General features: G+C 36.9%; 19 protein-coding genes and 1 tRNA gene. 5 read left to right on the top strand and 15 right to left on the bottom strand.

The annotated features are described in order from the left end of the window. Positions 1-48: 48 nt before the first annotated feature. From EV200_RS05350 to EV200_RS05380, 7 genes are all read right to left on the bottom strand, one after another. Positions 49-285, bottom strand: coding sequence for a hypothetical protein (locus EV200_RS05350; RefSeq protein ID WP_132529941.1), 237 nt, complete (start codon positions 283-285; stop codon positions 49-51). Between the two features lie 46 nt (positions 286-331). Then, positions 332-796, bottom strand: coding sequence for a CHRD domain-containing protein (locus EV200_RS05355; RefSeq protein ID WP_165877870.1), 465 nt, complete (start codon positions 794-796; stop codon positions 332-334). 965 nt (positions 797-1761) lie between these two features. After that, entirely contained in the window at positions 1762-2211 is a 450-nt protein-coding gene (locus EV200_RS05360) for a helix-turn-helix domain-containing protein (RefSeq protein ID WP_132529945.1), read from the bottom strand. Positions 2212-2934: 723 nt separating this feature from the next. Next, positions 2935-3008 (bottom strand) — tRNA-Ala (locus EV200_RS05365). A 77-nt stretch (positions 3009-3085) separates the two neighbouring features. Next, entirely contained in the window at positions 3086-3286 is a 201-nt protein-coding gene (locus tag EV200_RS05370) for a hypothetical protein (protein ID WP_132529947.1), read from the bottom strand. Positions 3287-3321: 35 nt separating this feature from the next. After that, complete coding sequence (locus EV200_RS05375) at positions 3322-3969, bottom strand: chloramphenicol acetyltransferase (RefSeq protein WP_132529949.1); 648 nt, start codon at positions 3967-3969, stop codon at positions 3322-3324. After that, positions 3966-4661: an HAD family hydrolase gene (locus EV200_RS05380; protein ID WP_132529951.1), complete on the bottom strand. Its 696-nt coding sequence runs from the start codon at positions 4659-4661 to the stop codon at positions 3966-3968. Before EV200_RS05380 ends, EV200_RS05375 begins: the two co-directional genes overlap by 4 nt. 79 nt (positions 4662-4740) lie before the next feature. On the opposite strand from EV200_RS05380, the gene EV200_RS05385 reads away from it, so the two are divergent. The 3 genes from EV200_RS05385 to EV200_RS05395 all read left to right on the top strand — a co-directional run bounded on the left by EV200_RS05385 (position 4741) and on the right by EV200_RS05395 (position 7208). After that, positions 4741-5319 carry a Crp/Fnr family transcriptional regulator gene (locus tag EV200_RS05385; protein ID WP_132529953.1) on the top strand — a complete coding sequence of 193 codons (579 nt, stop codon included), beginning with the start codon at positions 4741-4743 and terminating at the stop codon, positions 5317-5319. Positions 5320-5637: 318 nt separating this feature from the next. After that, positions 5638-6252, top strand: coding sequence for a hypothetical protein (locus EV200_RS05390; protein ID WP_132529955.1), 615 nt, complete (start codon positions 5638-5640; stop codon positions 6250-6252). A 326-nt stretch (positions 6253-6578) separates the two neighbouring features. Further along, positions 6579-7208 (top strand): carbonic anhydrase, encoded by a 630-nt coding sequence (locus EV200_RS05395; RefSeq protein ID WP_132529957.1) that lies wholly within the window; start codon positions 6579-6581, stop codon positions 7206-7208. Positions 7209-7337: 129 nt separating this feature from the next. Here EV200_RS05395 and EV200_RS05400 read toward each other — a convergent pair whose 3' ends face one another. Together EV200_RS05400 and kduI are read right to left on the bottom strand one after the other, a co-directional pair. Further along, entirely contained in the window at positions 7338-8105 is a 768-nt protein-coding gene (locus tag EV200_RS05400) for an SDR family oxidoreductase (protein ID WP_132529959.1), read from the bottom strand. Between the two features lie 74 nt (positions 8106-8179). Further along, entirely contained in the window at positions 8180-9019 is an 840-nt protein-coding gene (gene kduI, locus EV200_RS05405) for a 5-dehydro-4-deoxy-D-glucuronate isomerase (protein ID WP_132529961.1), read from the bottom strand. 184 nt (positions 9020-9203) lie between these two features. On the opposite strand from kduI, the gene EV200_RS05410 reads away from it, so the two are divergent. Together EV200_RS05410 and EV200_RS05415 are read left to right on the top strand one after the other, a co-directional pair. Next, on the top strand, positions 9204-10529 hold the full coding sequence (locus EV200_RS05410) for a M23 family metallopeptidase (RefSeq protein WP_132529963.1): 1326 nt from the start codon (positions 9204-9206) through the stop codon (positions 10527-10529). An 8-nt stretch (positions 10530-10537) separates the two neighbouring features. Further along, positions 10538-10960, top strand: coding sequence for a secondary thiamine-phosphate synthase enzyme YjbQ (locus EV200_RS05415; RefSeq protein WP_132529965.1), 423 nt, complete (start codon positions 10538-10540; stop codon positions 10958-10960). A gap of 134 nt (positions 10961-11094) precedes the next feature. Here EV200_RS05415 and EV200_RS05420 read toward each other — a convergent pair whose 3' ends face one another. The 6 genes from EV200_RS05420 to EV200_RS05445 form a co-directional block, all read right to left on the bottom strand. Continuing rightward, positions 11095-12075, bottom strand: a complete 981-nt coding sequence (locus EV200_RS05420) for a YihY/virulence factor BrkB family protein (RefSeq protein WP_132529967.1) — start codon at positions 12073-12075, stop codon at positions 11095-11097. Positions 12076-12173: 98 nt separating this feature from the next. Next, positions 12174-14780, bottom strand: coding sequence for a PAS domain-containing sensor histidine kinase (locus tag EV200_RS05425; RefSeq protein ID WP_132529969.1), 2607 nt, complete (start codon positions 14778-14780; stop codon positions 12174-12176). 101 nt (positions 14781-14881) lie between these two features. Beyond that, positions 14882-16201, bottom strand: a complete 1320-nt coding sequence (locus EV200_RS05430; RefSeq protein WP_132529971.1) for an alpha/beta hydrolase — start codon at positions 16199-16201, stop codon at positions 14882-14884. A 446-nt stretch (positions 16202-16647) separates the two neighbouring features. Beyond that, complete coding sequence (locus tag EV200_RS05435) at positions 16648-17037, bottom strand: LiaF transmembrane domain-containing protein (protein WP_188754105.1); 390 nt, start codon at positions 17035-17037, stop codon at positions 16648-16650. A 430-nt stretch (positions 17038-17467) separates the two neighbouring features. Continuing rightward, positions 17468-18157, bottom strand: coding sequence for a ribose-5-phosphate isomerase RpiA (gene rpiA / locus EV200_RS05440; RefSeq protein ID WP_132529973.1), 690 nt, complete (start codon positions 18155-18157; stop codon positions 17468-17470). Positions 18158-18411: 254 nt separating this feature from the next. Then, positions 18412-20700, bottom strand: coding sequence for a GH92 family glycosyl hydrolase (locus tag EV200_RS05445; protein WP_132529975.1), 2289 nt, complete (start codon positions 20698-20700; stop codon positions 18412-18414). Positions 20701-20713: the final 13 nt, after the last annotated feature.

Genomic DNA, 20713 nt, shown 5'->3' on the forward strand with positions numbered 1-20713 from the left:
CTGTAAATAGAAAGAGATGCCCGAAGAACTGGCATCTCTTAGAAGTTATTAATGTTTTATCGGTTTTGCAGGTGTTGTTGATGTGGCTGGTGTTGCTGGTTTAATAGGAGCAGAAACCTCATTTTTTTCATTTTTACCAGGAGCCCTTACAGGAACCGCTTTCTTTACCGTATCCTTTTTTGAAGATTTATTTGCAGGCTTATTCTGCGCATTCACTGCTACTGGCAAGAAACCGGCAACTAATAAAGTAAACATTGTACTTTTTAAAATTGATTTGATTTTCATAATTTTTAATTTAATGTAATTTATACGTGTTGATTTGTGAATTTGATTATTGTTTTTTGGCAGACAATTGTCCTTTTATTTCTCCATTAGGATACTTGGCTGAACTAAGCTGAATGTAGTATTTTTGGTTAATCAAGGCATTTTCGTTTTCAGCATTTAAAATGATCTCTCCATTCAAAGGAGAAGTGTATTTTGTTCCTGTTTTCTTGATAGAGAATATAACGGCATCCTTTTCATTCCTGAACTCGATAACTGAAGGTTCAATAGCGTTGAATTCTACTTTGTAAACTAATTTTTTACTTTTTGGTGAATACAAACCTGAAAGGGTTGCAGTTGCTTTAGAGCCTGATTTGGTCATGCCTGCATCTACTTTTGAATTAACCTGATAACTGGTATCTGTAACGGCAACTTGTTTCTGTTTTTCTTTTTTGCAAGCACTCATAGAAATCACAGTTAAGAAGAGGAAACTAAAAATGGCAGCAAAATTGTTTTTTTTAATTAGTGTTTTCATGTTTAATGTGTTAATATTTAAGTTATAGTCCATTTTGTTGAACTTACTACTAAGACCACCAGCTCTTCTTAAAGTCCTAGTTCTTTTTTTAAAAACTTTGATAAGAGTAGGTATTTTAGCTTTAAAGATTAGGATAAGCCTCTGATTGGGGGTTCCGCTAAAAGTGACCACTGGTTTTCATCAATCGTGGCCATCTTTTTCGGCCTATATTGGTCACTAGATTTCGCTTGAAAGTGGCCATTCGGCTCATTTTAAGCGGCTTTAAGCTTCCGAAAAGCAGGATTGGATTCTTTGGTTGTTTCGTCTAGAGAAACCGAAATGGAGATGTTCTAATGGCCTTAAAATCAAAAATTGTATTTCTTATTCTGATGCGTTTTTAAATTGGGCTGATTTGCTATAAATCGTGTCCAGGAAGGCCGTTTTTCTTGCAAAACCATCTTCCGTGGAGGATTGATAGATCAAATACAGGAAAGATAGACTGGAAAATGAAGGGGAGGAATCTGGGAAGATTGGATATATTTGGCTCAGTCTTTACGATTCCATCAAGACCGGATGGTAAAAAGCGTGGTGCACATTTTGGAATGAAAACTGGTGCACACTTTTAGCGAAATCCCCACCTGGCTCATTTTGGAATATTTTCACTGCCTTTTCTCATTAATGGCCGATATTTTAAAAAACTGCTTTTATGGTTTCCAATCATTCACCTTCTTGCATACTTACTTTTTCAAAGCGAATTCATAATCTTGCTAATTCCTTTCATTATCACCTGGGGAATAACTTTAAGATTAACGAAAAAGGTAATGATCTCTTCTAGAGAATAACAATTTTTTACTACCCTTTATCTAAATACCCCCCGTTAGCGCACGCGTTCCGCGTGCGCCTTTCAACCCTTCAACCCACCCCCGGCGGTACCCCAAACCCCTCATACTCATCCACAATTTTTTGCGTAGAAGCGATTTCACTTTCTAACATAGAAAGTTGATGGCGCATGATTTAAGTTTCTCTAAACACCTGATTTCGAGCACACCAACATACGGGTTTGCAGTTGCACCTTTGAAATTTGTTTTCAATTCATTAAGCAAAAGCCACAGCTTACGGTTGCTGGCATAAGTTTCTTCCATTCTCGAAAGTTTCTCACTAATGATTTCATGTTTCTGTGTTGCACGTTTCTGATCGTAAGTTAGCTTTTTCAACATGGACACTAAAGCTTTTTGATCATTTAAACTGATTTTATCGGTGGCCTGGATCTCGGCCGAATTACTCATCAAAAGTTCAATGGCACTTAACATGTTTAATTCTTTTGCGTTGAGGCTGCGTAAACCTTTTTCGTACAAACTTGCTTTGGTTTTACTACTCCCCATAAGCTTAGCCATGTCTGTTTGTGTTAATCGAAGCTGTGCCCTTAATTTTTTCATTTCATTCAAAGTTTGAAACAAAATACATCTTTTGTAAACAATATTTTTGTAAACAAAAAAAAGTTTACAAGAATTTCGTTTACAAACAGTGAAACATTTTTTCATGAAACATTTTTTTGTTTCGCTGAAAAGTGTTTCAGATTTATTTATAGACGCAAATGAAGGCTTTTTTAAAAATAAATTTTGGCAGGTTTTAAATGAGAAGAGTAAGTTCAATCAACTATTATATTTTAGCCGATTAGCCTCTGTAAATAAAATCACACAATTAAAAAAAACGAAAATTAACTTACGAAGTTTCAAAGGCCAGGAGGGCGGTAGAACTTCGTCAGTTTTATTGGAAGCCCCTATCCGCCTATCGGCACCTATCCCCTGAAAGGGAAAGGCTTTGAAAAAAATATTTATCGACGCTAAAACCGTATTAATTTCGGTCGGTGAAAAACCTCAGTATTCGGAGGATTAATTAGTAGGCTATATTACACCACAATGAGGGGAACTCCCCTCCTAATTTAGGAGGGGCAGGGGGTGGTTAACCATCAAGAGCAGTTTTCAATTGACCAATCATAATCTTCCGAACAATTATGGTGAGACATCGACGGATAAGCTAATATTAAAAAAGATAGTCAACTAGATTTGGTATATCAGCTAAAAAAAAGAATTTTACAAGAGCACTTATAAAAAAGAAAAACCGTCTACCTTACTGAATCAGTAATTTAGACGGTTTTGTGGAGAATATCGGATTCGAACCGATCACCTCTTCACTGCCAGCGAAGCGCTCTAGCCAAATGAGCTAATCCCCCGTTATGCTGCAAAAATAGTAATTTGTTTAGCTAATGCAAATGATAATTCATAATTATTTAACATCCTTGCCAAAGCCCTAAATTTTGATAGCGAAGAGTAACATGATGACCACTACACTCAATGCTGATGGCAATGGATAATAGATACAAAGAAAAAGAATAAAGGTAGCTGCCAACACTAAAACCAAAAACAAGAATGCCTTCAAAAACGTATCCATGTAAAACATGGCTATGATGGCTAACGTGTAAATGGGAACAGAGATGGTAATCAGAAACATTAAACCTAAATTATAAGCTTAATGTTAAGTCATCATTATATTGAAATTAACTCGCCGTTTTTTTGATTAAGCAGTTCCTGATAAACACTAACAAATTGCGACACATGGAATCCATCCATCAAGGAATGGTTAACATGAATGGAAACAGTCATAATTTTACAACCATTCTCCTCTCTTACCTGACCAAAAGATATTTTCGGACAACTGTCTTTAAAAGCAAAACTACGGGCATGTGAGAGTGATTTGAAATTAAGCCATGGCAATGCGGAATAATGAATCACATTTTCACCGGAAGACGACGGGATCAGGCCGGTGCTATTTTCTACCTTCTTAATCTCTTTTATGGCTTCTGTTTTAAATAATTCAAAATCGGGATAGAAATCCAGGTATCCAAAGCCGAAAGTTCCGTTAGGCCGGTTAATGGTAGCTGAGGCGTGAACCTGTTCATATATCCAAACTTCTTCATCAATAATGCGATAACGGAATGGTTCTACCCTATTTGCCGCCAATAGCGATTTGTACAAATAAAGCAGGAAGAACGATACACCTTTTTCCTTTGCTTCTTGATAAGTCAAAGTGCAATCTACATCAACTGTAACACCAAAAAATGGTTCTTCGAATGTATTAAAAAACTCAAAATGATCTTTTCTGATCCAGGTATTTAAATCTAATTTCTCTCTCATGCTATCAATTTTAATAGAACTTCAGATAGACTTTCCATCTGATAAAAATTTGGATGCTCAATGGTATGATCGATACGTTCATGTATCCAGGTGGTATGAAATGGAATGTGAACTGCACTTCCGCCAATGGCCAGAACAGGCAAAATATCAGATTTTAAGGAATTACCAAGCATCAAGAATTCTTCGGGCTTACAATCCAGGTGCTTAATCAATTTCTGATAATCGTTTTCCTGTTTATCACTCATTATTTCGATATGATGAAAATAATGATCCAAGCCAGACTTTGTTAATTTTCTTTGCTGATCCAGCAAATCTCCCTTGGTCGCTACAACCAGTCTGAATTTTCCGTGTAAAGCTTTAAGCACTTCCTCTACACCTTCAAGCAATTCAACAGGTTTATTCAGCATTTCCTGCCCTAAATCAATCGCCTTTTGAATAATTACAGGGTCTACTTTTCCTTCAGTAATCTTTAGCGTGGTTTCAATCATACTCAACATAAAGCCTTTAATTCCATAACCATACAAAGATAGATTCACAATTTCCGTTTGATATAATGCTGCAACAATGCTATGCCTCGGCAAAAAATCTTCTAAAAGAGCAGCAAACTGTTCTTCTGCTTCACGAAAATAGGGCTCGTTCACCCAAAGGGTATCATCAGCATCGAATGCAATGACCGAAATTTGATTATTCATGTTTATGCTTAAATTTAGTGCGACAAAAGTAAAATAACAGAACTATATTAGTAAGGACATTTGTCCCTCCATCAGCCATATGCTCAGAACGAATCTGGAATTTCTTTCCTTTATTGAACAGTTTTATAGCGAAAACGCAGATTCTAATATCTTGCAAAAAACATTTAAGCCTGGCCATAAAATTATTCAGCAGGGAGAAACCATTACCTATGTTTACCTGATAAAGGATGGCATAACAAAATGCTTTATCTCAGAAGAAAACGGAAAGGATTACATTATTGAGTTTTTAGGCAAGGGTGAGGTAATGGGCGAACTGGAAGCGCTAAAGAAAATAAATTGCCTCTGCAACGTTGAAGCAATAAGTGAAGTAATGGTGTATGCCATTCCTGATTACAGGTTCTTTGAATGGATTGAGAAAAACACGGCCTTCACAAAAATCCTGCCGCAGGAATTATCTATAAGAATCATTCAGACCAGCACCAGGGCATCTTATCAACAATTATATACACTAGAATTTGGTCTGTTAAAATTATTGCAGCTTCAGCGCGAAGCTCAAATAACCATCTCCAAAGAAGATATGGCTGCATACTTAGGCATCTCAGTAAGAAGTTTTAACAGGACATTAAAAGCTTTGATGGAGAGAAATAATATGCAATAAGGCCATAAAATTAGCTTGCCATCAACGACAGCTTACAGATTAGGAAAACAAATACCTGATAATCTTGATATTATAATTAAATAATAAATGATTGTAACGTTTTCAATAATTCTCTCGTTTACCACTATAAAATCAATAATATTAAGAATATATTTGTAGCCATTAATTAACACCTCAACCCTTAAATAGAATGAATATATTAACTTCTAACCTGATATGCTATATAAGTTTGCCAATATGAACTTTAACTAGATGCTTAATATTAATTGATAAACCTGTATTTTAAAAACAGTTTTTTTGTTGATTTAATAAAAAATTATGAGTGCTTATATAAACGTATATACCAATTCTTTAACAGACGAACTAATCCCTGAAATTTTTGAACGCTTAAATCAACATGAAAATGTATTAAGCCTGGAGCAGTCATTCACGTTTAAAAATCCCAGAAGTATTTTATCTTTAATATTCAGGTGGACTAAACCCAGTATTGAAATATTAAATACAAGTGATTTAAAAGCCCAGTTTAGCACATCCTTTAAGCCATTTGAGCTTGCAGATTTTAAGAGGAAAAACTTTCGTCAGAAAGTGGTAAAACAAAGTTTTATTGATAAGCTATTGCGTAAGAAAAAAAAGAAAGTATATAAACCCATAAAAATCAGCACTGAAGTAGAAGTACAACTTAAAGGTTATAATAAAGTATTTTCTATTAAATATTATCCTGGAAATTTGTTCGAACACCACCTGGCCTCTTTATTTGGAAGCATTGTAACTGAAATGGGCCTGGGTATTTGTCATTTCACAAATGATGATATTTGGTATACGCATAAAAATGCTGTTGCAGAATGTATGGCGAACCTATATTCTTTGGAAGAACTTTCAAAAGTAACAGAAGAAAAGCCAGTATCAATTTCTCGTGTAAAAACATATTCTTAATTTCACTTCACCTCATCTCTAACTTTAAGGCCTTTAGCAAAAATCATTACTTTAAATCAATAATTCTGATCACTTTCCAACGGCATTCTTTCGGTTGTAGAGAAATGTTATACAATTAGAATGACAAACATTTTATAGGTTAATTTGTTAAAAATCATACAATAGGCTTGATACATCCATCGTTTAGTATGGTGTCGATGTTGAGAAACAATAAATAGTTTATTTGACATCGAACCGTGCATATGGTATGGAAAAAAAAATTCTATTTTTGAAAAAAAATTATCCCTTGATTCATTCCCATATAACTATAAATTAAAAGAAAGAATATGAATGTAGAACAAGTTTTTAAAAATAATGAAGAATGGATTGGCCGGAAATTGGCCAATGATCCGGATTATTTTACTGAATTGGCAAAAGGACAAACTCCTGAGTTTTTATATATTGGCTGTTCTGATAGCCGGGTAACTGCTGAAGATTTAATGGGCATACAACCCGGGCAAGCTTTTATCCATAGAAATATTGCCAACCTTGTAAATAACGTGGATCTAAGTGTAATGACCGTTTTAAATTATGCAGTTCGTCATTTAAAAGTGAAACACATTATTGTTTGTGGCCATTACAATTGTGGGGGTGTTAAAGCTGCCATGCAACCTGCAGATATGGGTATTTTAAACCCTTGGCTGAGAAATATCCGCGATGTTTATCGTACACACCGCGATGAGTTGAACGCAATTGAAGATGAAAGCAGCCGCTATAATAGATTAGTGGAATTAAATGTACAGGAACAATGTGTTAATTTACTTAAAACTGCAGCTGTACAAGAAGCAATTACATTAAGAGGTTTAACGGTGCAAGGCTGGGTTTTTGACATCCATACCGGTCGCTTAATTGATTTAAAAATCGATTTTGATAGTATCCTTAAAGACATTAAGGAAATTTATAACCTTTATTCATAAAGTAAAGATTCTTTAAAAAACAAGACCGGTATCTGAGCGTAAAGGATGTTTCCACCATCTAATTTCAGACACCGGTCTTTATTTTTTTGACTCTGGACTTTGGACTCTGAACTCAAGACTAACAACTCCCTATCGTCCCATCCAGCCGCCGTCAACGGTTAATATCGTTCCATGAACATAATCGCTGGCACTTGAGGCGAGAAACAATGTTGGCCCTTTAAAATCTTCTGGAGTTCCCCATCTTCCGGCAGGTATACGAGACAAAATTGAAGCGCTTCTTTCCTGGTCATCCCGTAATGCTGATGTATTATCTGTTGCAATATAACCTGGGGCGATTGCGTTAACATTTACACCTTTCGAAGCCCATTCATTCGCAAATGCTTTTGTTAATGAAGCAATAGCACCCTTGCTGGCTGCATAACCAGGAACGGTAATACCGCCCTGAAATGACAATAATGATGCTGTAAAAATAACCTTACCACTGCCTCTGGCCACCATATCTCTCCCAATTTCCCGGGTTAAAATAAAGGGTGCATTCTGGTTAACGGCAATTACTTCATCCCACATCTCATCTGGATGTTCTGCAATTGGTTTACGTAAAATGGTTCCGGCGTTATTTACCAAAATATCAATTGCCGGATGATCTGCTTTAACTTTTGCCGCAAAGGCCAGTGTAGATTCACGCTTACCAAAATCACATTGATAGGCATAAAACTTTCTTCCTAAACGGATCACTTCTTCTTCAATTGAGCTTCCTTCCAGTTCCAGGCTGGCTGAAACACCAATAATATCGGCACCAGCCTCAGCCAAAGCCAAAGCCATCGCTTTTCCAATACCTCTTTTACAACCTGTTACCAACGCAGTTTTACCTGCCAAATCAAATATATTAGCTGACATTTTTGTTTAGTTATAAAGGTATTCAGCCTGCAGAAAAAAGACAGAAAGGCTTAAATACCATTTTTTTTTAAAAATTATTTCAATTCAGTTATAGCACAGTGATCCATATCTCCATAATCAAGATTTTCACCAGCCATGCCCCAAATGAAAGTATAATTACTGGTTCCGGCTCCAGAATGGATTGACCAATTTGGAGAGATCACGGCCTGATCATTTTGCATCCAGATGTGGCGGGTTTCTTGTGGCTGCCCCATAAAGTGGCAAACACTCTGCCCCTGTGGAACTTCAAAATAAAAATAAGCTTCCATCCTTCTGTCATGAGTATGTGCAGGCATGGTGTTCCAAACACTACCAGATTTTAGTTCCGTCATCCCCATTTGCAACTGGCAGGTTTGCAAAACACTGTTAACCAAAAGTTTATTGATAATCCGGTGATTTGCCGTTTCTGGAGTTCCCAATTCAACAATTTCAGCTTCAGCCTTACTTACTTTTTTAGTTGGATAAGTATGATGCGCAGGGGCTGAATTGATATAGAGTTTTGCTGGTTCATTTGCATCTGCCGAAGCGAATGAAACTTCCTTTGTTCCTTTTCCAATATATAAAGCTTCTTTGTAATCAAGCTCATATTGTTCACCATCTGCAGTGATGATTGCCTTACCACCAACATTAATAATTCCCAATTCTCTGCGTTCTAAAAAATAACTGGCTTTTAAATCATCAGGATTTGGTAAATCCAATTTCTGATTAACGGGCATCGCTCCGCCAACAATATATCTGTCAAAGTGCGATAAGGTTAGGTTAACTTGGTTAGTCTCAAAAATGGTTTCGATTAAGAAATTTTCTCGCAGTGCTGCGGTATCCATTTGTTTAACTTCTTTCGGGCTCTGGGCGTAACGGCTTTCGAATTTATTCATTGGTTAAAATTTGAGATGTAGTAAAGATTGAAATATCAACCTCCTACCGCAAATATATTTAACCCATCGTTATTAAAGGAATTAATACTCAACTTTGTATCAAATACGTTCAATATAGATTACACCTCCCATTTTCTGTAATGAAACTTGTAGTAGTTTTTTTTGTTATCAAAGAAATTCAACTATGATGCCATCCCGTTTCTTCCACCTCTTGCTTTTCACCCTGATTTCCTCAGCACTTTTTTCCTGCAAAACCGGCTCAGTAAATCTCTTTAAAGCAGCTACTCCACATGAGCAGTATCAGCGAAAGTTAATTAACACCGGACTGGATCAAACAGCCATGGGTTCGGCCTGGATCAAATCAGCATCATTAAGCCTTGATAAAGCTTTAAACATCACTTTGCCGTATCAGGAAACAGGCTATTTCGCTTCGGATAAAGTTCCTGCAGCTGCTTATCAATTCACTGCAACAAAAGGTCAAAAGTTAAACATTTCCATTACTAAAAAACCTGCTGATGCGGCAATGCTCTACCTTGATGTGTGGCATTTACCTACTGGTGGAAATAGCAAAATGGTTGCATCAGCAGATACTTTAAATAATCCCATCCAATATGAGATAGACGTTACCGGAAACTACCTCATCAGGCTACAACCTGAACTTTTACAAAGTGTTCAGTATACTTTAGAAATTACTACCGGACCATCTTTGTCTTTCCCTACACCATCAAACAGCAGCAAAAGTATTGGCAGCTATTGGGGTGATGGCCGTGATAATAATGCCAGGAAACATGAGGGTGTAGATATTTTTGGGAAATTCAGAAGCCCCGTATTAGCCATTGCAGAAGGTACCATTACCCGGGTAAATGAAAATAACCTAGGTGGAAAAGTGGTTTGGTTGAGACCAAAAGGCAAAGATTATACTCTGTATTATGCGCATTTGGATGAACAAATTGCAACTGAAGGCCAAGAGGTAAATGTAGGTGATACCGTTGGCTTAATGGGAAATACAGGAAATGCCAAGAATACAGCTACCCACCTTCATTTTGGAATATATGCTTCTGGCGGAGCCATGAATCCTTTGCCTTTTATTGATCCGGTTACCAAAACACCTCAAAAGATCACGGCTTCGGTTAATAACCTTAATAAAACCTTAAGAACCTCACGAACAGTTAAATTTTTAAATGCACCCTTACAAAGTGCTGGTGTTGTCGAAAGTTTAAGTAAAGCCGCTATTGTAAATGTTCAATCGGCCACGGGTGATTTTTACAAAGCTGAATTACCAGATGGTAAAATTGGATTTATTCAAAGTACAGCATTGAGTGACATCAACAAACCATTAAAAAAAATTAAAATTAATGCACTACAACAAATGGTTTACGATCAGCCAGATCGTACAGCCGCTATTAAAAAGACTTTAATGGCCGGGCAATTGGTGAGTGTTTTGGGTAGTTTTGGAGATTATCAATTTATTAGTGATGAAGATGCACTAAGAGGATGGATTGTTAAGTAATTTTGAATATGAAAGTTTATCAGCAAGCCCTTTCACTTAGAGAAAGAAGAAGAGGATTTCACATTATTACTAATGAAGTAGAAAATGCCCTGCCGGATATTAGTTTAATCAAGGCCGGAATTTGTCAGGTGTTTATTCAGCATACTTCTGCTTCTTTAACCATCAATGAAAATGCAGACCCAACGGTACGGGTAGATTTCGAAATGTTCTTTAATAAAACAGTACGTGAAAACGATCCGGAATATAAGCATGATTATGAAGGTTCGGATGATATGCCGGCACACCTTAAATCTGCATTGCTGGGTAGTTCAGTAACCATTCCAATCCGCAATGGAAGATTAGCGCTTGGCACCTGGCAAGGCATCTACCTATGTGAACATCGAAATTATGGTGGCTCAAGGCAATTGATTATTACCGCCTGGGGAGAATAATCATATTCAACATAAATCTCAAATAACTTATTTAAGATTTTACTATTTCCACCAGGCCTGTTAAATCTATTTTAATGGCTTTGAATTTATTTTTTTGATGTGTTGCTTCCCACAAAATTAATCAGTTGGCATTATTAATTATCCTTTTCAGCTTTCTTCACCTCCTCAATTAATTCAGGATGATTATCCTGAAGAGAAACACGGCCTGTTTCAACTTCTACCTCCTTCATCGTTACCGCGTAATGAGCAGGATAAATTTCAGATCCGAAGGCAATGGCGTAAGCCTTGGTAAATTCGGCACCAAAATATAAAATGATAGAAGAGTAATAAGTCCATAATAGTACTACTACCAATGATCCTGTTGCACCATAAGTTCCCCCCACATCACTCTGTCCGATATAAAGTGATATCGCAAACTTACCAATCATAAATAATACAGCAGTTACTACTGCTCCTGCCATCACATCTTTCCATTTGATAATCGCATCTGGCAAGACCTTAAATATAACGCCAAACACTGTAGAAATTACAAGCAGCGTAATTACCTGGTTAAGAACGTAAAATACATAATATGAAACATCAGCAAAACGAGCTTGTAACCTATCGCTGAATGCATCTAAAACAGACGTAACCGCTAAAGAAACCAACAAAACAAATCCTAAACTGATAATCACAGAGAACGACAAGAAACGATTTTGCAGCAATTTCACCCAACCTCTTTTTGGTTTTGGCTTAATTCCCCAAATGGTATTAATAGAATCTTGAATATCGCCAAAAATAGTGGTTGAGCCAATTAATAGGGTAACAATACCAATAATTAAAGCAATGGTACTTTTACCATCAAGATAAGCATTTTTAATCAATTCTTGTAAAGATGCTGCAGATTCACGACCAAGAAAACCCTCCAGTTGTGCATAAACCTGACCTTCTGCAATTTCCCGACCTAAAAATATCCCACACAACGAAATAATCACCACCAGTAAAGGTGCCATCGAAAATACCGTATAGTAAGCGAGTGAGCCACTTAACTTGGTAACCTTATGATCGCCAAAGCCAGTAAAAGCAGCTTTTAGCACACTCCATATTCCTTTTAAAGTAATTTTATTTTTTGCCATAAGTAGATCGGATCGGATAAATATATACCTATCCTTAACCTCTTATTTGCAGAATTGTTTAAATTTTATAAAATTGAACCTGAAATTTTATGGTCAGCTTATTGATTAACCGGAATAGAAAAACAAAAGGTAGAACCTTTGCCTTCTACGGAATCTACCCAGATTTTACCGCCAAACCTTTTTACAATTTCTGATGAAATATAAAGGCCCAATCCTAAGCCAGGAAAGGTGTGCCGCTTATCTCCACTAATCCTGTAAAATTGTTCAAATACATGATCTTTTAAATCAGGGCTGATGCCAATACCATAATCCCTGACTGAAACCTGAACACGATCACCAAGATCAAGCGTATTGATGACCACTTCATTTGCATCAGGAGAATACTTTACAGCATTGGTTAATAAATTGGTTACCACCTGGCAAATCCGATCCCGATCTCCAACAATTTTCTTTTTGAAACTGAGCTCAGGATGAATGAGGTGTTTAAATGAGGTTCGCTGAACATCTTCGATTACTTCCTCCACCATTTCATTAAAATCGAATTCGGTTTCATTAAACTGTAGCCTTCCTGAATTAATCTTTGTTACATCAAGCAAGTCGTTAATCAGATTACTCAACCGATCTACCTGCTTATTCATTCGCCCCAGAAGATCAGCATTTTTGAAATCTCCTGAACGTTTAAACATCGATTCTACTACCTGTGCATAGGCCTTCAGACTGGTTACAGGTGTTTTCAACTCATGACTTGCAATGCCTAAAAAATCATCCTTTTGCTTTTCCAGTTCCTTTTGATGGTGTATATCGGTGTTGGTGCCATACCATTTTATAATATTTCCATCGCTGTCATTTAAAGGGATTGCCCTTACGAGATACCAACGGTATGTTCCAAATTTATCTAAGCTACGAAACTCAATTTCATATGGATTTCCGGTTTGGAGAGATGAATTCCAGGTTTTTATTGCATGATGAACATCATCTGGATGTACATTTTCTACCCAACGGCTACCCAATGTTTCTTCATCGCTTTTACCGGTTTGCTCAAACCATCTTTTGTTAATATAATCCAGGTATCCATCTGGCTTACTCGACCATACTACCGGAGGTACGCTATTGGCTAAAAATTCAAGCTCCTGAACAGCATTTTGCATGGCTAAATTTTTATCAGCAAGTGTTTGCCTGATGTTTAACTCTGGCCGTAAATCTCTTGCTATTGCCGCAATAGCCACAGGCGTATTGGTAAATTCTTCCCTGATCATATAAAACTGTTTATGAATAGGGATAATTTCTTTAGTTACCTGGTGGATTAACTCCAATTCTCCAGACCATTTTCCATCTGTAAAAAGTATTGGAAAAATTTCGTTTTTAATCTTTTCGTTTGATGATTCGCTATGATAGTCAAAAAGGCTATAGCTTCGAATCTGATTTTCATTGACACCAATCAGAGCGATACCGGATGGATTGATGTATTGAATATGACCATCAATATCACAATAATTACAGAAATCTTCACTGCTGCCAATAATCGCAGCTAGTTTCTGAAGATCGGCTTTTACCTTAATTTCCGGACGCAAATCCCGTGCAGTAGCTCCTCTTCCAATAACTTCTCCGGTTTCCAGATCTTTGATTAATAAATAATTCACCATACAAGGAATATTTTCCTTTGTTTGGTAATTAAGTAAAGTGATATGGCCAGTCCAACCCTTCACCTCATCAATTTCTTTAATGATATGGTTCTGAACACGATTTAACTCCTGTGGTGTGTAGAAATCTTTAGCACTAAATTCACGCACATCAGCATCCAATGGAATACCCAACATTTTTCTGGATGCCTCATTCATGTAAATAACTTTACCTTCCAAGGTTGCAATAGTCATGTGGTCAGCATTTTGATTAATCAATGTCAGAAGCTGATGCTCCCGCTGTCTGGCCTTTACATCAGCAGTGATATCCTGTACAATGCCTGAGAAACGATAGGCAATATTATCCTCATTAAAGTAGGCTTTTCCTTTACAATGAACCCACCTGATTTGGCCATTCACCTGACTGTTCGTTCGGTGTTTAATATCATATTGGCCACCATTATAACCATTAATTGCATTAGCCATCGCATCGCGAACCAGCTCGACATCCATGGGGTGAATACAAGATAAGATTGTCCCATATTTAATAGTAGCATCCTGAGGAAAACCATAAATGGCTTTACATTTTTCATCCAAGATGATGTGTTCATGAATTGGATCCAAATCCCAGGTACCTATTTCGGCCGATGAAAGCGCAAATGATAAACGTTGCTGGGTTTCGATAATCTGTTTTTTTGCATTAACCAGTTCCGTTAAATGTGCGGCAGTATTGATGATGGCAAAAATCTCACCCTGATCATTTTTTATGGGCTTATAGGTAAAGGTAAAATAGAAAGTTTGCAAGATTCCATCTACCACAAGATCTGCTGGAGATTCTTTGGTATGATAAGTTTCTCCACTTCTAAAAACATGACTTAAGATTTCAAAAAAGGGTTGCCCTTCCAATTCCGGGAGTGCATCCATTAGTTTTGTTCCAAGAATGGATGCTGGTTTACCCCACAAATCAAGCATAGCCTGGTTTGCAGCACTTACCACCATATCTTCCCCTACATATATAGCTGTTGGCATAGGAGATGCCTCTACAAGTGAATTATATCTCTCCTGCTCAGAAAATAGCGATACCATTGAATAAGTTTGTTCAATAAAGATAGGAAATACTATCAAATGAAAATTAAAAGCAATAAAAAAGCCCTGATAAAATCAAAGCTTTAGAGAATATTTTATCTTTATTTGCTTTTAATCCAGGTAGCGATATCATTAACCACCACTTCTGAAACATTTTTCGGAATTTGATATTGTGCGGTAGTTCCCTTTTCGGTTTGCACACTTAATAAGTGATTGAGTTCCGGATAATATTTAAGTTGAGCATTTTTCTTCTTTCCCAGTGCCGCACTCCAAAGATCAAAATCAGTTTTACTTACCTGAAAATCATTTCCGCCCTGCAAAACATAAATTTTTTGTTTACTAAGTCCCTTTGCTACATTAACCTGATTATAAGCATTTAAGTCAGCCCAGTATTTTGCTGGTATACCCAATATAACGGAATCTGGCTTAATGGTTGTGCCCAATTGCGCAATTCTGCTTTTATTGATTTGTTTAATGGCTTCATCTAATTGAGCCTTATTGGCTGATGTAGTATCTTTAGAAAGCCCGAACATATATTTGTTCTGCTCCAGAATAATATCAGTAAGCTTTCTTGCTGGCGCTGCTGCCATGATAATTCCGGCAAGATCTGGTGTACTAGTGGCAATTCTTGGTGCCAACATACCACCCAGGCTATGCCCGAATACGTATACTTGCTTTACATTTGCACCTGCAATGGTTTTCGCTAAGGCAATTGCAGCCGCAGCATCATCTAACACCTCCTCCTTTACGGTATAAACAGTCGCAAATTCATTTGGGTAAACCAATGTTCTTTTAACATAGCGTACTGATCCGATTCCTTTTGAAGCCAGGCCACTAGCCAGGTCTTTAAAAGGTTTATTTGCGCCAATTGTTTCATCCATATCGCTAGGCCCTGAACCATGAACAAAAACCACTACCGGAAAATTTTTAACGTTTTTAGGTGTGGTAATAATTGCCGCCAGTTGTTTTCCTGCTCCACCAATGTAAACTGATTTCTCACTATAAAGGCTCGTATCAGCGTAGGTTGGTTTTAAATAAGCCGCTGAAATTTTAGGTGGTGCGAGAAAAATACCTACAATTTTTTGCGCCTTATTAAAGCCTAAAATAAAATTCTGATTTCCATTACTAAATTTGCCCTCAACCGTTACTGCAAAAAATTCACCTTGTGACTTGCTTTGAATAGCATCAAAAGACTCTGCCTTACCAAATTTGGTTCCCATATCTAGCCAGAGTTTCTTTAAGCCGTCTTCAGTTAGCTTTGATTTTAAAGTATCATCAAAAATGGCATGCGCATCTGCAAATTTTTCTTCTTGTAATAATTTAAAAAAATCATTGGCACCATTAAATAGTTGAATCACATTTTGAGCAAATGCACTCGTAGTAAATAAAAGCGCAATAATAATTAAGATACTTTTTTTCATGTTTGGTTTTGATTGTGTTATGATACTCAAAGTTAATAATATTTGCTTCTCAAAAGGATTTAGACCAACTCGCCTTTTCGCTTTAACTTTTTTTAACATTTAATTGATGTTAAAAAAAATAATTAATTGATATAAATATCATGCTGACCAATATTTTACAACTGATAAACAGCGAGTTGACTTATTAATCATTTAGGAATCTACAATCAGCAACATTTATTTGGGTTTCGATTATTTATTTTTTTTTAAAATAAATGCTTGTCCGTACAATAATTCCAGATCTATGCGTTTATGTATGTGAGAGCGTTAATTTAGATGACGGGGATACTGCCTTAATGGTGGAATCCCCGTTTCTTTTTTAAGATGCTTTTTAAGCAAGACTTAAAATAAAAAAAGGGACAATTACTAAAATGTCCCTTTTCATTGATATGATGGAGTGGTGAGTTTTAAAATTTAATTTCTCCTTTTTCTGATGATGGGTTTTGAAAATAATGATCAAATTTCTTAGTCTTATTTGGTTTCAGGATTACATATAAACCAAGTGCAATTAAGATTAGTGCAGCGCTGATTCGTGATAAATCAAAGTCGAATACCGTAATGTCTTTCAAAGTGAAGATTGCTCCGATAATGGTAAGTGCCAGCCAGCCGCCACCTTCAAAATTTTTACGATAACCAATCCACAAACCTGCACCTAACATAACCGTATGCCAGCTTAAGATCCAATGCGGAATATCTAAACCTGTGTTTCTTAGTAAGAATATAGAACCGATGAATACGATTAAAATACCTAATCCTAACTGTTTATTTTGGTGATTGTTTTTAGTTAAATTTTCCATGATTGTTTTGATTTATATTCAAATGTATCATGAAAAGGAAGGCTGGAGAATGGCTTATCTCTCAATTACTTTAATTTATCGGTGAGTTAAATAAATTGATCGGTTAAAATATTTTCCGGGCTTTATTGTCGATGTGTTTATCGGTAAACGGAAATGTTTCGCTTTGAAAGTTCCTGAATCAAGTTCAGGAGGACGCACGAGCGGATTCCTAGAAAACTATCGATACCAGCAAGCGCATTAAGATTGCTTCATCCAATGAAAAATTGGCTTCGCAATGACGATCTTTTGCAAGACAACATTCGAGCAGCAACAAATCGTCTTGCTGAATTAGTTCAGTATCTTAATTGGGATAAATTTAGAGGTTAATATCTCTTGAATTTATAAGAAAGGCCCTGAATCAGTTCAGGATGAGGCACAAGACAGAAGTTCGTTATTCAAAAATGATGATTTCTGATTGATCGCTCATGATTACCCTGGAGGTTAAATTAATAAATAATCCGTGGGCCAATAAACCATCAATTCTATTTAATGCATCAGAAAGTGCTTTAGGATCATCTATCAGGCCAAAATCAGCATCGATAATAAAGTTTCCGTTATCTGTAATGTAATCCTGATTATTGGTTTTTCTTTTTTTTCCTTTACCATTCAGTTGGGAAATCTGATCAAAAACATATTGATAGGCAAATGGGATTACCTCGATTGGCAGTGTAAATGCACCTAATTTTTTCACCTTTTTCGAAGCATCGGTTACAATAATGGCCTTCTTACTCAACGAAGCCATAATTTTTTCTCTGAATAATGCACCTCCGCCACCTTTTATTAAATCTAAAGCTTCTGTAAATTCATCTGCGCCATCAATACTGATATCTACAGATGAAATTTCTCCTAATTCAAGCACTTCAATTCCTAAAGATCTGGCCAGTTCTTCTGTTCGGATGGAACTTGCCACTGCTTTAATACTAAGGCCCTCACCTACCAGCCTACCCAGTTCTTTTATGGCAAATGTGGCGGTAGTTCCCGTACCTAATCCTACAATATCTCCGTTTTTTACATACTTTACAGCTGCTATAGCGGCCGCAAGTTTTTCAGCATCTTGTTGGTTTTGATTGATAACTCCCATGAAGTAAAACTAATAAAATGACAGGGTATTTTGGATTATTTTTTGAGCGGTCAGCTTTTATAATTAAACTTATTTTTTCATAAAGCAAAAAAAATTATTGCGCAATGCAATAATTTCCTTTGAAGTTAGTTTATATAACTGAGAGCGTTAATTTAGATCATGGGGATTCTGCAATTGTGGAATCCCCATTTCTTTTTTCAGCCTCATTTTAAAGATAAACCAGACTGCATCATTAAAATGCAGTCCGATTCTTTTTATTTCTCTGTTGATAATGAATAAGGAAAATCAACTGGTTTAGATCCCCTCACTTTATTCGGAGTGGCTGTCATATTGAAATTCAATACCGCACCTTTTTGTAAGCCACTATGGCTGATCCAGTTTTTAGAATAAGGCTTGCCATTCATTTGGAGCGACTGCACATAACGGTTACTATCACTGTTTGCCGCAGCATTGATGGTAACTATTTTACCATTTTCCAATGTTAAAGTTACCTTTTTAAATAATGGAGCACCTAAAACATACTGATCAGTAGCAGGCGTTACCGGATAAAATCCCATCGCTGAGAAAACATACCATGCAGAAGTTTGTCCGTTATCCTCATCTCCGCAATAACCATCTGGTGTAGGCTTGTACATTCTGTTCATCGTTTCCCTTACCCAATATTGGGTTTTGTAAGGTGCACCACCGTAATTATATAAATAAATCATGTGCTGAATTGGCTGATTGCCATGCGCATACTGACCCATATTTGCAATCTGCATTTCACGAATTTCGTGAATCACACCACCATAAGCACTTTCATCAAAAACAGGTGGCATAGAAAACACAGAATCCAGCTTGGTTACAAACTGATCATGACCACCCATTAACTGAGCAAGACCATCTACATCCTGAAATACAGACCAGGTGTAATGCCAGCTATTTCCTTCAGTGAAAGCACCACCCCATTTAAAAGGACTAAAAGGCGTTTGGAAACTTCCATCTTTATTTTTCCCTCTCATTAATCCGGAAGCCGGATCGAAAAGGTTTTTGTAGTTCATGGCTCTTTTCTTGTAAATATCAATTTCAGATGCTGGTTTACCTAAAGCTCTTCCCAATTGGTAAATGGTAAAATCATCGTATGAATATTCTAATGTTTTAGCCGCATTTTCGTTCTTTTTAACATCAAAAGGAACAAATCCCAAATCGTTGTAGTATTTCACCCCATCACGGCCAACTGCTTCTATTGGTCCTTCATTATTGGCTCCATGTTTTAAAGCTTCCCATAAAGTTTGGATATCATATCCACGCAAGCCTTTGATATAAGCATCAGAAACCACTGATGCAGAATTATTACCCACCATGATATTGGCATAACCCGGACTGCTCCATTCTGGCAACCAGCCGCCTTCTTTATAATCATTAAGCAGGCCTTCCTGCATTTCCTTATTGATAGAAGGATAAACCAGGTTCAGGAATGGATATAAAGCCCTGAAGGTATCCCAGAACCCAGTTCCGGCAAACATGTAGCCAGGTAAAGTTTGCCCGTTATAAGGACTCCAGTGCACCACTTTATTATTGGCATCTATTTCATAGAGTTTATTTGGAAAAAACAGGGTACGGTACAAACAAGAATAAAAAGTACGGGTTTGATCGATTGTACCACCTTCAACAGCAATTTTATTAAGGGTTTTATTCCAGATCGCTCTTCCCTTCGCTTTTGTGGCATCGAAACCATCATTAGCCAATTCCCTTTTCAGGTTTAAATCGGCCTGTTCAAAACTAATAAAAGAGGAAGCCACTTTAGCGATTACCTGTTCACCTTTGGTGGTTTTGAAACCAATAATGGCCCCACTGTGATCGCTTTCTAATTCCAGTTCATCATCTTTTAGTTTGTTCCCGCTCCAGGTTTTAGCCAGTTTGAAATCTTTATTAAAGTAGATAACGAAGTAGTTTTTAAAGTTTTTAGGTAGCGGTCCGCGGGCATATTTTGTGGTGTAGCCTATAATTTTGCGTTCTGCCGGAATAATCTTAATGTATGATCCCTTGTTCTGGGCATCTACCACTACATAAGAACTATCAGTTTTAGGGAAAGTAAACCTGAATTGTGCAGCACGCTCTGTTGGCGTAATCTCTGTAGTTACATCTGCATCGGCCAGGTAAACACTGTAATAATAAGGCTTCGAAACTTCTGCTTTGTGGCTAAACCAACTCGCACGGTCATCCTCTGCAAACCTGAGTTTACCCGTTATCGGCATCATGGAAAATGCGGCATAATCATTCATCCATGGAGAGGGCTGATGGGTTTGTTTAAAACCACGGATTTTATCTGCATCATAGGTATAGGCCCAACCATCACCCATTTTACCTGTTTGTGGAGTCCACATGTTCATCCCCCAAGGCAGGCCAATGGCAGGATAAGTATTTCCATTTGATAAACTTGGCTTAGATTGTGTACCCATTAAAGGGTTTATCCAGTCTACGGGATCAGTAATTTTGCCAACCGTTTGTGCAAAGCTAGCTGAAGCAGCAAAGCTGAGGAAGGCAATAAATAGTTTTTTCATTTATGTTTATCAG

The sequence above is a fragment of the Pedobacter psychrotolerans genome (genome assembly GCF_004340665.1).
Lineage (GTDB): Bacteria > Bacteroidota > Bacteroidia > Sphingobacteriales > Sphingobacteriaceae > Pedobacter > Pedobacter psychrotolerans.